11 protein-coding genes are annotated in these 14409 nt (G+C 57.6%); 7 read left to right on the forward strand and 4 right to left on the reverse strand.

Annotated features, from left to right (window positions below):
* Nucleotides 1-34: 34 nt before the first annotated feature.
* Complete coding sequence (locus ACR3E7_RS20545) at nucleotides 35-1249, forward strand: 4Fe-4S double cluster binding domain-containing protein (RefSeq protein ID WP_480503875.1); 1215 nt, start codon at nucleotides 35-37, stop codon at nucleotides 1247-1249.
* 22 nt (nucleotides 1250-1271) lie between these two features.
* On the opposite strand, the gene ACR3E7_RS20550 is transcribed toward ACR3E7_RS20545, so the two are convergent.
* On the reverse strand, nucleotides 1272-1934 hold the full coding sequence (locus tag ACR3E7_RS20550) for a glutathione S-transferase family protein (RefSeq protein ID WP_170789277.1): 663 nt from the start codon (nucleotides 1932-1934) through the stop codon (nucleotides 1272-1274).
* Nucleotides 1935-2402: 468 nt separating this feature from the next.
* Here ACR3E7_RS20550 and ACR3E7_RS20555 point away from each other — a divergent pair, with 468 nt between their 5' ends.
* The 4 genes from ACR3E7_RS20555 to ACR3E7_RS20570 all read left to right on the forward strand — a co-directional run bounded on the left by ACR3E7_RS20555 (nucleotide 2403) and on the right by ACR3E7_RS20570 (nucleotide 7080).
* Nucleotides 2403-3353, forward strand: coding sequence for an ABC transporter substrate-binding protein (locus tag ACR3E7_RS20555; protein WP_170771954.1), 951 nt, complete (start codon nucleotides 2403-2405; stop codon nucleotides 3351-3353).
* Nucleotides 3354-3434: 81 nt separating this feature from the next.
* Complete coding sequence (locus tag ACR3E7_RS20560; protein ID WP_170771952.1) at nucleotides 3435-4472, forward strand: quaternary amine ABC transporter ATP-binding protein; 1038 nt, start codon at nucleotides 3435-3437, stop codon at nucleotides 4470-4472.
* Entirely contained in the window at nucleotides 4465-6054 is a 1590-nt protein-coding gene (locus ACR3E7_RS20565) for an ABC transporter permease (RefSeq protein WP_170771950.1), read from the forward strand. Before ACR3E7_RS20560 ends, ACR3E7_RS20565 begins: the two co-directional genes overlap by 8 nt.
* 51 nt (nucleotides 6055-6105) lie before the next feature.
* Nucleotides 6106-7080, forward strand: coding sequence for an arginase family protein (locus ACR3E7_RS20570; RefSeq protein WP_170789279.1), 975 nt, complete (start codon nucleotides 6106-6108; stop codon nucleotides 7078-7080).
* Here ACR3E7_RS20570 and ACR3E7_RS20575 read toward each other — a convergent pair.
* The gene (locus ACR3E7_RS20575) at nucleotides 7077-8045 is read right to left on the reverse strand and encodes an agmatinase (protein ID WP_480503876.1); all 969 of its coding nucleotides are present in this window, start codon (nucleotides 8043-8045) and stop codon (nucleotides 7077-7079) included. The two genes, ACR3E7_RS20570 and ACR3E7_RS20575, sit on opposite strands and share 4 nt — an antisense overlap.
* Before the next feature lie 69 nt (nucleotides 8046-8114).
* Nucleotides 8115-9635, reverse strand: coding sequence for a trimethylamine methyltransferase family protein (locus ACR3E7_RS20580; protein ID WP_170771944.1), 1521 nt, complete (start codon nucleotides 9633-9635; stop codon nucleotides 8115-8117).
* Nucleotides 9636-9817: 182 nt separating this feature from the next.
* Between ACR3E7_RS20580 and ACR3E7_RS20585 the strand changes: the two genes are divergently transcribed.
* Together ACR3E7_RS20585 and ACR3E7_RS20590 are read left to right on the forward strand one after the other, a co-directional pair.
* Nucleotides 9818-12253 (forward strand): GcvT family protein, encoded by a 2436-nt coding sequence (locus tag ACR3E7_RS20585; RefSeq protein ID WP_480503877.1) that lies wholly within the window; start codon nucleotides 9818-9820, stop codon nucleotides 12251-12253.
* Nucleotides 12254-12343: 90 nt separating this feature from the next.
* Nucleotides 12344-13315, forward strand: a complete 972-nt coding sequence (locus tag ACR3E7_RS20590) for a LysR family transcriptional regulator (RefSeq protein WP_170771940.1) — start codon at nucleotides 12344-12346, stop codon at nucleotides 13313-13315.
* Here ACR3E7_RS20590 and ACR3E7_RS20595 read toward each other — a convergent pair.
* Nucleotides 13312-14337, reverse strand: coding sequence for a LacI family DNA-binding transcriptional regulator (locus ACR3E7_RS20595; RefSeq protein WP_480503878.1), 1026 nt, complete (start codon nucleotides 14335-14337; stop codon nucleotides 13312-13314). The two genes, ACR3E7_RS20590 and ACR3E7_RS20595, sit on opposite strands and share 4 nt — an antisense overlap.
* Nucleotides 14338-14409 lie beyond the last annotated feature (72 nt).

Genomic DNA, 14409 nt, shown 5'->3' on the forward strand with positions numbered 1-14409 from the left:
CAACGGCACAACCAAGCAGAATTGGAGCGTCAGCATGGCTTGGCCCAGCAGCCACAGGACAACCGAAGAGGATCGCCAGCGATGGCGTGACACATACGCCGATAGCGACGCTGCCGCAGGTATCGTAACCACGGAAGATTTCGAGCCCTTCAAACAGCTCAACGATATGTTCACCCGCGCATTCTGGGACGATACGGTGCGGTCGAAACATACGGATGGCTTCTTTCAAAGCTACCGAATGAAGGCGAACTATCGCAACGGTGACGGGTTTCGGCAAAAAGATTTTGCCCTTCGCAATGCCAGTTGGCTTATCTCCGATATCATCAGCAATCGCTCGGCTGATCAGGGGCGGCGTGAAGGCTTTCAGGCACCGATCTCGGAAGACACGCCCGTCGCCGAAACCAAGGTTGAGATCGATAATCCAATGGCCATGGCGGCAGAGATCAAGCGTATCGCCCGGTTCTTTGGCGCTGATCTGGTTGGGCTTACCGATTTCGATGACCGTTGGATCTATTCCAGTCGCGTTGACACGCGGGATTTCTCGGACGCCGAAAATACGTTGCCCGTGGGGCTGACCAGCGTGATCGTATTGGGCCACAAAATGGATCAGGAACTGGTGGCAACCTATCCTTCGGCTTTGGCCGGAGCAGCCACTGGGCGCGAATACAGCCACGAGGCCGCAATCGTCATACAGTTGGCTGCCTATATCCGCAATTTGGGATATCAGGCGGTACCCTCAATGAATGATACCGGGCTGGTTATTCCCTATGCAATCAAAGCCGGGCTGGGCGAATACGCCCGCAACCAAATGGTCATCACCCCGGAATTTGGCCCTCGGTTGCGGTTCTCCAAGATTTTCACCAACCTGCCTTTGAGCCATGACGCTCCGCGCCCGCTGGGGGTTCGGGCGTTTTGCGACATTTGCACCGAATGCGCTGATGCCTGTCCGGCAAAGGCCCTGCCCTATGGGCTACCTGAAGTTAGCGCGGCATCCGAGGCATCAGCCATCCAAGGTGTGCGCAAATGGACATCGGACGCCAAAGCCTGTTTCCAGTATTGGGCCAAACTGCAAAGCGATTGCGCGATTTGTATGCGCGTCTGCCCATTCAATCGCGACTTTGACAAATTGACCGACCGGCTTTGGCGAAAACTTGCACTTGGCCGCTGGCGCAAACTGGCCTTGTGGCTGGACAAACGCAGCAACCGAGCCAAACGCCTGAAGCCCAAGGATTGGTGGGACGGCGCATGACGGCAACGCGGTTTGCGCAATCTTATCGCCAGTGAGGTGGATAGGCCGCTTCGTACCCAGGAATAGCCTCTATTCGCCGCGCCCAGTCAGCAAGGTTCGGATAGTGTTCGTCCAGGGGCAGCACCTGAAGATCCAGCCCATCAGCGCCATCATAGTTAGCCCCGCGCAAAAGCTGCATCACGGCGGGAAAGACGATTAAATCGGCGGCCGAAATATCGGACCCGCAGACGAAATGCCGATTGGCAAGGTTCGCCTCCAGAGCTGACAGTTCCTGATACACAGGCTCGATTGCCGTCATGATCTCGTCGGCCTTTTCCGCTGAACGTTTGCGGAAAATTGGCCGGACCAAATTGCCAATCGGCGCTCTGAGGCGATCTCCGGCTTCACAGACGGTCTGCCATATTTCCGCAGTCTGCACCTTGTCGGTTCCGAACAGTGGCGGCTCTGGATAGGCCGCATCCAGATAGGCCAAAATCGCGTTGGTCTCTCGCACCGTTACGTCGCCATCCACAAGCACGGGAACATTTCCACGGGGATTGATCGCTAGAAACTCCGCACTCTTCTGCTCACCTGCCGAGTTGCTCAGGCGTCGCGCGTCGTAAGACAATCCTTTGACAGCCAGAGCGAGCATAATGCTCCAACAAGGCGGGCTTCCGCTTATGAAATAGCACGCGCGATCTGTCATGATGTCCTCCGATGCGTATGGCTAACCCGCCGCGGAGCATCTTGGCAATATGTCTGGCGATCAACGGTTTGTGGGCTTTAGAACATACCTTTGGGCAATAACACGGATAGCCGGGAGCGGAGTATCAAGCTGGGATTCGAGCAACGCAAGCCGTAAGACAACGTCGCGAAGTTGCGTTAAAAAAGGCCTTATTCCACATATTGCCCTATCATTTCTGCATCCAAAGTAGAACCAAATTCGCAAAATTCCGAATCTAATTTATGATAATTTCGGATACGCCAGTTTGTCGTCTCTGACACTTGATGGGCGGCACACCGGCGTGTTTCAATTTTCTGGCCACCCGGCGCAGATGGCCTTTGGCCGCAAACCAAGGAAAGGTCAGCTTTCCCAAAAACCTAAAAGGGCGAAACGACCCTGCTAATACTCATAACAACACCAACAGAAAAACGACCAACGTGGAGAAATCAGATGAAGAAACTTACAACGCTTTTGGGGGGCGCATCCGTGGTGATCGCCGGACCGGCAATGGCCGCAGATATTGTTATCGGCGTTCCAAACTGGGCGTCAGTCAATGCCACAGCCCATATCCTTGAGGTTGTTATCGAAGAAAACCTCGGTCTGGATGTTGAACTGCAGAACGGCACCAACCCTATCGTATTTGAGGCGATGGACAGCGGATCGATGCACGTCCATCCCGAAGTCTGGATGCCGAACCAGCAAAACCTGCACGACACCTATGTCAAAGACAATGGAACTGTCGTGATGAACCAGAACCCCGTGCAGGCTGAACAGGGCATGTGTGTGCCCACCGCCACCGCCGAAAAATATGACATCAAGTCCATCGACGACCTCAGTGATCCGGACAAGATGGCCATCTTTGACACGGATGGAAACGGAACCCCCGAGGTGTGGATCGGTGCGCCGGGCTGGGCTTCGACCGTGGTCGAGAAAATCCGGGCCAAGTCTTATGGCTATGACCAGATTTTCGATCTGACCGAATATGAAGAAACCATCGCTTATGCCAATCTGGCAAACGCGGCGAAGGCAGGCGATCCGTGGATCGGGTTCTGCTACAGCCCGCACTATATCTTTGTCACGCAGGATCTGACTGTTCTGGAAGAGCCCGCGCATGATCCGGCAACCTGGACCATCGTGCAGCCGACAGACGACCCGGATTGGCTGGAAAAATCCGAGGCATCCTCGGCCTGGAACGGGGCCACTCTGCATCTGCACTATGCCAAAGAGCTGGAAGAGAACTTCCCTGAGGTGGCAGCTCTATTCAACAATTATCAGATGAGTGGCGATGACCTGAGCGCAATGGGCAAGGCACTGGCCGTTGACAATATCGAAGCCGCAGAATTTGCCCGTCAGTGGGTAAACGACAACGAAGACACCGTCATCGGGTGGCTGACAAACTAAGTCGCAGATATCCGGGCCGCCGAGATCTTCCCGGCGGCCCTTTGCATATCTGCGGGCGAAACTTCGCCGCACGAGGGACATATGGACGAACCTGTCGTAAAACTAGAAAATGTCTGGAAAATATTCGGCGCGCGCGCCGAGGAAGCCATGGCTGCCGTTAGGGCGGAAGGAATTGGAAAACCCGAAGTTCTGGAAAGATTTAATTGCGTGGTCGGCGTCCAAGGTGCGACGTTCGAAGTCCCCAGAGGAGAGATTTTCTGCATTATGGGCCTGTCCGGCTCGGGTAAGTCGACGCTGGTGCGCCATGTCAATCGGCTGATAGAGCCGACCGCCGGAAAGATCGAAATTCTAGGGCAGGACGTTTCGAAGATTTCCGAGTCCGAGCTGCGCCGTATCAGGGCACAGCAGATCGGAATGGTGTTCCAGCACATGGCGCTGATGCCGCATAGGTCCGTGCGCGATAACGTCGCCTACCCGCTTGAGATCAGAAAAATATCTAAATCCAAACGCTGGGCAGTATCGGACCATGCGCTCGGCCTTGTGAACCTCACCGGTTACGAGGATCGTTTGCCCAAAGAGCTGTCTGGCGGGATGCAACAGCGGGTGGGTATTGCCCGGGCGTTAGCCTCGGACCCCGAGATCCTGCTGATGGATGAACCCTTCTCGGCGCTGGATCCATTGATCCGGCTACAATTGCAAGACCAGTTCAAGGCGCTTGTGGCGCAGTTGCAAAAGACCACCCTGTTCATCACCCACGATCTGGACGAAGCCATCCGCATCGGCCACCGGATTGCGATCATGAAGGATGGTGTGATCGTTCAGATCGGCACTCCGGAAGACATCGTGATGAACCCCGCCGACGATTATGTGCGTGAGTTCGTTCAGGGCATTTCGAAACTCAAATTGGTCAAGGCGCACTCGATCATGGAGCCGATCGACAGCTATGCCGGGCCACTTGATGGCGCCCCGCGCGCGGATGAAGGCTCGGATCTGGATCAGTTGATTGATCTGGCAGTGGGAACTGATTTGCCCGTCGTCATCACGGATGCGGGCAATGACATCGGTGTCGTGACCAAGCCGCGCCTGCTGCGCGGCATTCAGGGGGGCAAAAATGACTGATGCAACCGCCGAGGTAAAAGTAACAGCAGCCTCCGACATCGAAGTCGACCGCGAAGCTTTGGACAAGTCCATTCAGGAATTTGCCGGCCCGAACGGAGATTATTATGTAAACGCGTTCCACAAAATTCACGACGCGACCAGCGCAATGCCCAATACCTTCAACAAATGGGCGGCAGCGCTGGGTCCGCTCTGGTCAGCCTCCCGCGCGATCTGGGGGATGTTCTGGGCGTTTTTGATCCTTGAGATCATCGCATGGGTCCAGATCGGGCGCGGCGCATGGGGCAATCCGGGGGCCGAGTTTTCGGACCGGGCAGCCGGACAGTTGGACCGTGCCGCCGAGTTGTTGGAACGCGCAGCAAACGCAACCGAGCAGTCGGATATCGATCGGTTCACGCGTTTGGCTGAAAACATCCAGAAGGCAGCAGATACCAGTCTGGAACGGGCGGCAGCTGCTCAGGCCGAAGCGACGGGAATCCTGCTCACCGGTCTGGTCATGCTCGTTGTATTCAAGCTGATACAGGGCCTTTACGCTGATCGCATCTATGAAAAACAGTATTCCAGATGGCGCATTGATCCCGACAGTACGGAAAGCGGCCGGTCCACGCGCAACACAGTTCTGGGCGCAGTGCTTGTAGCAGCGATCGCGCCGCTGATCGTCTATAAGTTCACGGTCAATGCGTCGATTGCGATGCTGGACGCATTCCCGGAAAAAGAGGTCTCGGCACTGTTTTTGGGTGAAGATGGCGGCACGTTGTTCTCAAGCCTTGCCAGTTGGATGGAGGCCAAGATCGACGCCGCAGCCCTTGCGGGCGGGGATGTGTTCGACGGGATTGTTGCCGGGGTACGCTCTGTCCTGGATGCGCTGACGGTGGCGTTGATCGGATCGCCGTGGCCGGTGGTGATGTTAGTGATCTGCGTCACCGCGTGGCGTGCGGCGGGGCCGCGCGTGGCGATCTTTACTGCCGCGTCTTTGGCTTACATCGCACTTCTGGGTTACTGGGATGTCGCGATGGAGACTGTGGCCCTGGTTGGTGCTGCCGTGTTGCTTTGCGTGGTAATCGGCATTCCGTTGGGTATCTGGTTTGGCAAATCAGCACGGGCCTACCGTGCGGCTGAACCGGTGCTGGACCTGATGCAAACGCTGCCCGCATTCGTCTATTTGATACCAATCATCGCCTTCTTTGGCACTGGCAATCCGCCGGGCATTCTGGCCACGATCATCTTTGGCATGCCGCCGGTGATCCGCCTAACGGCGCTGGGGATGCGAGGCGTGCCCGACAGCATCAAAGAGGCTGCCGTGGCCTTCGGTGCCTCGAAATGGCAGTTGCTCAAGGATGTTGAGATTCCGCTGGCGCTGCCCTCGATCATGACCGGGGTGAACCAGACCATCCTGATGTGCCTGTCGATGGTGGTGATCATTTCGCTGATTGGCGGCGGCGGTCTGGGCAAGGAAATCCTTGAGGCGCTGCAATATGCGGCCAAGGGTCCGGGTCTGCTGGGCGGCTTTGCCATCCTGTTCTGTGCCATGGTCATCGACCGGATCGTGCAGGGGGCCTTCCGGCGAGAAGACGAGAAAATCTAAACACAAAGCGCCCCCGCCAGCCGGGGGCGTTTTCCTTTTAAGGGGACGCAGATGACCGACCGCTATGAACAGTCGATGATGGATAACCTCTATTGGTGGGGCGTACCGACCCTGTTTCGCTGTCCCAATACAGGGGCCGAGGGTCAGGACATCGCCTTGGTCGGCGTCCCCCATTCCACCGGCAACGGCACGACTGAGCGGGATCAGCACCTTGGTCCCCGCGCGTTGCGCCATGTCTCGGCCGTGCAACGCCGGGTGCATTCGCTATTCGAAATTGACCCGTGGAGCAGCGCAAAGATCGCAGATGTGGGCGACGTGCCCTTTCCGCGCGCGAATGACAACGAGGACTGCATCGAGCGTATCACGGCATTTTTCAAGGACATCGACGCAGCAGGCGCGCGGCCCGTATCAGTGGGCGGAGACCACTCGATCACCGGCGGCATCGTGCAGGCGCTGGGGCGTGGTCAACTGGCTAAAGGTGAGCCGATCAGCTTCCTGCATCTGGACGCACATACGGATGTATTTACCAAGGTCGATCACTTTTTGGGCGCAAAGAAATCGGCCGCCCATTGGGGCGCTTACCTGGCCGATCAGGGGCAAGTTGATCCAACGCGGTCTATGCAGATCGGTCTGCGAGGTCACCCGCGCAGTCTAGACTGGCTGCAACCGTCTTATGACTATGGCTACAACATCGTCACCATGCGCGAATTCCGCCAGCGCGGGCTGGAGGACGTGGTGGCGCAGACGCGCGAAGTGTTGGGCGACCGTCCGGTCTATATCACCTTCGATCTGGATTGCCTCGACCCGACCGTCGCGCCCGCGGTGTCCAATCTGGAACCCGGCGAGAAGGGCTTCGACATTGACGAAGCCGTGGGGATTTTGCGGGCCGCGCGCGGGCTGAATATCGTCGGCGGAGACGTCGTCTGCATGATGCCCACCAAGGACAGCCCCAACAACATCACTGCTTTAACGGCAGCGGCAGTGATGTTCGAAATGATCTCGATGATCGCCGAAAATGTCCGCTAGCGGCGGGCGTCCACGGCTTGCGACAGAACACAGAGCAGTTCGAACATCAATGATATCCCCAGCCACGCGGTGCTGCCCGAAGCGTCGAAGGGTGGAGAAACTTCAACCAAATCGGCCCCTACGAGGTTGATCCCAGACATTTCCCGAATAACCTGCTGGGCCTGAAAGCTGTTTGGGCCGCCGATCTCGGGCGTTCCGGTGCCGGGGGCAAAGGTGGGGTCGACGAAGTCGATGTCATAGGTGCAATAGGTCGGCGCATCACCGACAATACTGCGCACCTCGGCCATCACATCGCCGATGCCGCGGTCGAACAGTTCTTCGATACGGATGATGCGGATACCCTGCTCCTCTCCCCACTCGATATCCTCGGTGTTATAGGCGGTGCCACGAACGCCGATCTGGACAAAGCGTTTGGGGTCCACCAACCCTTCTTCAACCGCGCGCCGGAAGGGGGTGCCATGGGTGAACTTGTGTCCACCGAAATAGGTGTCGAACAGGTCCGTGTGGCTGTCAAACTGGACAAGACCCAGCGGACCGGAACTAGCCAGCGCGCGCAGCACCGGCAGAGTGGTCAAGTGATCGCCCCCGGCCGTCAACGGAGTAATGCCGCGCGCGTGCAAGTCGGCGTAAAACATCGTGACGCGGTTCAGCGTATCCTCAATATCCACTGGGTTTGGCGCGACATCCCCAAGATCAGCACAATTGACCAACGAGAATGGCGCAACACCTGTCACCGGGTTCATTGCGCGGATCATCGTCGAATAGTCGCGCAACTGACGCGGCCCATGCCGTGCACCGGGGCGGTTGGTAGTGCCGCCATCCCAGGGGATGCCAATCAGGCCCAGTTCGACCTCGGCGATGCGTTCGTGATCCAACGTCATGCCCGGCAAGCGCATGAACGTCGGAATCCCTGCAAACCGGGCCAGATCCATCGCCGAAACCGGCTGAAAAAAAGAGTTGGTCATGTGGTGCCTCTACCCTGTCATACTGCGACCCTAGCCGCTGACATCAGACTTGGGAATGGCCGGAACGGTTCAGATCAGAATATCAAAGCGCCCTCGGATTTCGGCGTCTTGCTGAGGTGTGAGATATTCAGGATGATGGGTATCCAATATGCCTTTGGCCTTTTCCCGCGCAGCAGCCCAGGCGTCTGTTGCGCCTTCTTCTTGCCAGGTGCGGGGTTCATTCCGGTCGGCCAGCGACGGATAGAAATAATCGCGCTCCATCGCTGCATAAGTCTCGGCGCTGCCCAGAAAATGGCCGTCCCCAAGCACAGATTGGCATATCGCCTCGAAACCCAGATTTTCTTCGGTTACTTCGATTCCGCGTAAAGCCCTGTATGTGTGGGAATGCATTTCATCATCCAGTACAAAACCCTCGAAGCTGGCCCCCAGCAGGGATGCCGTCATGCCCGAACTTTCATAGATCAAGTTCCCTCCCGCCAAAGCGGCGGCCAAAGACGTCATCGCTTTTTCAACACCGTATTGCGCGTCAATGGCCTTGGCGTCGGTCATTGACGCCGCCACCCCGGATGGCAAGCCTAGCCAGTTGGTGATTTGCGCGGAAGCAGCATTCAAAATCGCCGTCTCGCCACTGCCCCCGGCAAACGCTCCGGTGCGCAGATCTACGACAAAGGGCCAGTTCGAGAACACCATCGGAAAACCGGGACGGATTGTATTGACCATCACCAGACTAGCCAATGTTTCGGCCAGTGACTGGGCCAGAAACCCTGCAAGCGTTGCCGGTGCCGTTGCCCCCGCTTGGGCGGCTGTAATACAGGACATCGGGATGTTATGGGCGACGCACTCATAGACTACGTCCACCGCATCCTCGCCGTAGCGCAGCGGTGAGATCACCGGACTGATATGGGCCTTCAGAAAAGGCCGTTTGGAAAATTCGCCTGGCCCACCAGCCGCAATGTCCAGCATTTGAACAATAGGAGCTACGTTTTCGGCCAGTGTGAAAGAGGTCGCCACAGGTTTAGTCGTGTTGCGCAGCAGCGCATAGGCCGTGTTGATGTCCAGATCGCGCATGTCTGGCACATCCGTGGCCACGCAACAGCGCGTAAACCAGCTGACATTGGAAAGCATGTCTTGCAGACGCGTAAAGTCATGCAGATCGGCCAGGGTTGATGGGCGATACAACCCGGTCTCCAAATCCAGCGTCTGGACGGCTGCGCCACCAGTGCCGAAATACACGCTATCACCGCCTACTTCGATCGACCGCACCTTGTCGCGGCCATGAAAGGTAAATGTCTTGGCGGCCGTCTGAATCGACCGCTGCACCATGGCGCGTGGAAAGACCAGCCTCTCTCGATCTCTCGGCTGGGCACCGGCTGCACGCAAATCCGCGGCAAGACGGTCGGGCACATTGCCCATGCCAAGCGTCTCCAGAAGACGCAAAGCTGTCTCAAAGATCTGGTCCAATTCTATCGGAGACAGAGGTTTGAACGCCCCGCCCCTCTGGCCGGGTGGACAGGGGTCGATAACCGGCCTGGCCGCGCGCTGCGCGTGCCGGGCTTTTCGACCGCTTCGCTTACCGCTTTCTGCTGGCATCGTACCTCTTACTGCCTATCTTTCGGCCAGCCTAATCGGCAATCACAGCCATTCGCAAAAGCGAACTGCGAATATCAATATCCTCAATCGCCGTTTCGATTTTTCCACACTGACAACACCTCTGTTGTCGCGCTGCTTCGTTCTTACGCAAAACTGGCTTTGTACCAAAAGGAGCATTGCCGATGAAGTCTCGCACCAAAGCTGTTGTGATCGGCGGCGGGATCGCCGGGTGTTCAACACTTTACCATTTGACACAGGAAGGATGGACCGACGTTGTTCTGGTCGAACGGAATGAGCTGACATCAGGCACGACATGGCATTCGGCTGCCCAGGTGACGAACTTTGGCATGAACCAGACGATGGTAGGGCTTAAGTCACACTCGATCCGGCTGTACAAGGAGTTGGCCGAAGACCCCGACTATCCGATCAACTACCACCACGGCGATGGCGGCATCCGTTTGGCCAATACCGAGGCGCAGATGCAGGGTTATCGCCACTTTGCCTCGATGGCGCGCGGGATGGATGTGCATTTTGAGGTGATCGATGCGCAGGAATGCGCGCGGCGGCATCCGCTGATCTCGACCGAAAACCTGATCGGCGGACTTTGGGACCCGCTTGATGGCGATATCGACCCGGCGCAGCTGTGTCAGGCCTTGGCCCGTCGCGCCCGAAAAGCAGGGGCCGAGGTCTATCGTAACACACCGGTCACGGCCCTGACCCAGCACAGCGACGACACGTGGACCGTGCACACAGAACATGGCGACATTGACTGCGATGTTGTGGTCAATGCCTGCGGATACCGCGTGAATGAGGTCGGTGCGATGATGGGGGTGCATCATCCCGTCGCCTCGATGGAGCATCAGTATTTTCTGACCGAAGAGATCCCCGCCATCCGTGATGCGGGGCACCGCATGCCCCTGCTGCGCTGTCCGATCAGCGACTATTATTGTCGGCAGGAAAAGAACGGGCTGTTGCTGGGGTTCTATGAACAAAACTGCAAGACGTGGGGCATGGACGGGATCGACCCGAATTTCGTCAATGCGCTCTGCCCCGATGATCTGGACCGGGTGACCGATGTGTTGGAGGGCGCTTTTGCCCGCATGCCAGCCCTGATGGAGGCTGGGGTTCACACCGTGGTCAACGGCCCGATCACCTATACCATCGACGGCGCGCCTCTGGTCGGGCCGATCCCCGGCAAGCGCAACGCATTCTGCATCATCGGCCTGCGGGCAGGTCTGGGCGAAGGCGGCGGCCACGGTTGGCTGTTGGCGCAGCAGATCGTGCATGGTGAGGCATGCTATGACACATGGTGCCTCGATCCGCGCCGGTTTACCGGGCATGCGAATTTGGAACTGACCGCTCTGAAAGCCATTGAAGACTACCAGAATGAGTTTCGCTTTCACTTCCCCCACGAACACCGCCCCGCCGGACGACCGGCGAAGACGACGCCATTGACACCGGTGCTAGCGGCCGAAGGGGCTGAGTTCACGGTGATCAACGGATGGGAAAGGGTGGACTATATCAAGCCATCTCCTGAATTCACCCACGCCCTCAGTTTCGATTTTGACGAAACCTTTGATCTGGTCGCCGCCGAGGTTGCCAGCGTGCAGGCCGGCGTCGGGCTGGCCGAGGTTAACGGTTTCAACCGAATTGAGATCACCGGCGCTGACCGGCACAGTTTCCTGGATCGGATGCTATGCGGCACTGTCACGCGGAAGACTGGCCGGGTCGGTTTGGGCTATCTTCTGAACCACCATGGCATGATCAAGGCCGAGGCCACAGTTGCCAACCTGCCCGCCAGTGACCGCGGGCCCGAGAGGGTCTGGTACGGGTCAGCAGCGGCCAGTGAGTTCCATGACATGGATTGGCTGACCCGCCATATCCGGGCCGATGAAGACGTGCAGCTGCGAAGCCTGACCAATGACCAGACTATTCTGATCCTTGCAGGCCCTAAGTCGCGCGATGTTCTGTCGACCTGCGCGCGGGGCGACTGGTCAGCGCAGGCCTTCCCGTGGCTCAGCCTGCGCGAATGTTATGTCGGGTTCGCCCCGGCCACCGTGATGGCGGTTAGCTTTTCCGGTGAACTGGCCTATGAAATTCACGTCCCTAACGCTTCGCTCTATGCAGCCTATCTGGCGCTACGGCAGGCGGGTGAAGCGCACGGGCTGAACCTGTTTGGCGCCCGCGCGGTTGAATCCATGCGGATGGAGAAAAGCTTTCTGCATTGGAAGGCCGATCTGATCACAGAGTTCGATCCTTTTGAAACCGGTCTGGAGCGCTTTGTGAAACTGGACAAAAGCGACTTCATCGGCCGTGATGCACTGCTGAAACGACAATCTGACGGCCCGCGCAAAAAATTAGTCGCCTTGCAGCTTCAGGCTACTGACCGGCCTGCGCATCCGGGCGCGTCACTGATGCAAGACGGTCAGGTCGTCGGCACTGTCACTTCGGGCGCATGGGGGCATCGGGTTGGCCTGAACCTCGCACATGCGTTTGTGAACCCAGCGCTAGCCGAAGTCGGAACCGAGATCGATCTGGATTCCTGCGGACAGATCGTGCGCGCCACGATCATTCCGCCATCCCCATACGATCCGGGGTTTGACCGGGTGAAGGCCTGATTTCATCCTCTCTGGCGAATTTCCCGTTGCCGTGGGTCGAAAACTTTGCTTGGCTTTGTTTTGAGGAAATCGAAACAACGGGTATTACACGTGTCCAAAGCTCTAAGCCTGCGCTGGTTGGAAGTGTTCCGTCTGGTCGCCAAGTCGGGGTCGATCCAACAGGCTGCGTCCGAGACCGGCTTGTCGATCAGCACTGTCTCCAACCACCTGCGCAGCCTTGAAGCCGCACTGGGGGTTGAGCTGGTCGACCATGGTCGGCGACCAATGGGCCTGACCCCAGCTGGTGAGGTCTTTGCCCGCTATGTGCGCGACGGACTGACCGTGCTGAAACGGGGTGAAGCCGAAATTCGATCCGGTAACTGGAAACACGCAACCGATCTGCGCCTAGCTCTGATTGACGATTTCGACAATCAGATCGCGCCGGATTTGTTCCGCTTTCTGGCTCAGGCGCTACCTCGTTGCAGTTTTCGCCACTACACTCGCCCCAGTCACGAGATTCTCGCTAACCTTCAGGAACACAAATTGGACGCCGGGGTGGCCACGCGGCCGTCGGAACGGACCGAGGGGCTGATCGAATACCCTCTGATGCGCGATCCATTCATCGTGATTTTACCAATGTCCTATCAGGGTGCGCCCGAAAACCTGCTGAAGCCGGACGCGGAATTGCCCCTGCTGCGCTATTCTCGGGACTACATGATCGGCAAGCAGATCGAGATTCAGCTAACCCGCAGCAAATACAACCTGCCCAACCGGTTCGAGATGGAGTGTAATCATTCAATCATCGGGCTGGTCGCCGAAGGCAGCGGCTGGGCAATCACGACGGCCGCATGTTTTCACCGGGCTCAACGGTTCCATGACAGCGTAAAAGCGCTTCCGTTTCCGGGTCGGAACTTTGTGCGGACGGTCTCACTGTTCACGACGGAAGTGTACCCTGAAACAACTTCGAAACTGATCCAGAAGGTCATGACTCAACTGATCCGCCAACACTTTACCGAGCCGATGGCGGGAAGCCATGGCTGGCTAAAGAACGACTTCCGGACGATGGAAGGCGAGGCAGCCTAGCCTTTCGCCGGTGGGCCCAACGACTGACGTTCGACAATATGCGTATCCAGCCTTGATCCGGTTCCGTCTGACTGTTGTTCCAACATCGAAACCAGTTCCATAGCCGCCCTGCGCCCCATTTCCCGATGCGGGACGTGAACGGTCGTCAAAGCCGGTGAGACGATGCGGGCCAGTTCAATGTCATCGAACCCGGTGATGGACACATCGCACGGCACGTTCAAACCCATTTCCCGGGCCCGATGCAGGGCACCAACAGCCAGAACATCGTTTCCACATAGTACTGCGGTGGGCCGAACGCTCTGCGACATCAACCTATCGAACGCCGCGGCGCCATTTTCGATTTCATAAGATGTTTCAATGATCGTCAGGTCCGAATGTGAAATACCATGCCGGGTTGCCGCCTGTTCTATTCCTTCGATCCGAAGTCGCGCCCTGTCATTGCCGGACCGAATGCCCGAAATCACGCCAATCCGCCTGTGACCCAGACCGATCACCCGGTCGGCCAGTTCGGCCATGGCGGCGCGGTTGTCAAATCCAACCGACGGCAATTGTGCGTCCGGCAGAAAAGACCACGCAATCAGGGCCGGGATTTTGCGTCGCTCCAGCTCTGTGTAAATCTGCGGCGCACGATCATGCCCGATCAACAACAACGCATCCGCCCCCCGCGCGATAAGGGTACGGATCTGCTCCTCTTCAATTTCGGGTTTGTAGGCCGAGCTTGAGACCAGCAGTGTATAGCCATGTGTGTGCAGCTCTTCCTGAAAGGCCTGCAGACCCCGCGCAAAGATCGCGTTCTCCATAGTCGGAATGATGGCCCCGACGGTCAGGCTGCGCTTCGCTGCCATGACCCTTGCAGCAAAGTTAGGCATGTAACCCAGCGCATCAACGGCCGATTGCACCCGTTCGCGCGTCGCCTTGACCACCCGGTCGGGGGTATTGAGACAGCGCGAAACGGTTGCGGTCGAAACTCCGGCCATTTTGGCGACATCGTCCAGTGTCGGTGCCGTTCGAAGTTTTGACATTCCCAATCCTGCCATTTGTCTTTGCCAATAAGTCTAGACGCAACGGCCGCCGTAGGAAAGCAATTATGTAAG

This window comes from Ruegeria sp. BK1 (assembly GCF_056535645.1).

Excerpts from the sequence above, each read along its gene's own strand:
- ACR3E7_RS20550 (WP_170789277.1), bottom strand. The coding sequence starts at position 1,934 with ATGACAGATCGCGCGTGCTATTTCATAAGCGGAAGCCCGCCTTGTTGG.
- ACR3E7_RS20565 (WP_170771950.1), top strand. The coding sequence starts at position 4,465 with ATGACTGATGCAACCGCCGAGGTAAAAGTAACAGCAGCCTCCGACATC.
- ACR3E7_RS20575 (WP_480503876.1), bottom strand. The coding sequence starts at position 8,045 with ATGACCAACTCTTTTTTTCAGCCGGTTTCGGCGATGGATCTGGCCCGG.
- ACR3E7_RS20580 (WP_170771944.1), bottom strand. The coding sequence starts at position 9,635 with ATGCCAGCAGAAAGCGGTAAGCGAAGCGGTCGAAAAGCCCGGCACGCG.
- ACR3E7_RS20595 (WP_480503878.1), bottom strand. The coding sequence starts at position 14,337 with ATGTCAAAACTTCGAACGGCACCGACACTGGACGATGTCGCCAAAATG.
- ACR3E7_RS20585 (WP_480503877.1), top strand. The coding sequence starts at position 9,818 with ATGAAGTCTCGCACCAAAGCTGTTGTGATCGGCGGCGGGATCGCCGGG.
- ACR3E7_RS20560 (WP_170771952.1), top strand. The coding sequence starts at position 3,435 with ATGGACGAACCTGTCGTAAAACTAGAAAATGTCTGGAAAATATTCGGC.
- ACR3E7_RS20545 (WP_480503875.1), top strand. The coding sequence starts at position 35 with ATGGCTTGGCCCAGCAGCCACAGGACAACCGAAGAGGATCGCCAGCGA.
- ACR3E7_RS20555 (WP_170771954.1), top strand. The coding sequence starts at position 2,403 with ATGAAGAAACTTACAACGCTTTTGGGGGGCGCATCCGTGGTGATCGCC.
- ACR3E7_RS20570 (WP_170789279.1), top strand. The coding sequence starts at position 6,106 with ATGACCGACCGCTATGAACAGTCGATGATGGATAACCTCTATTGGTGG.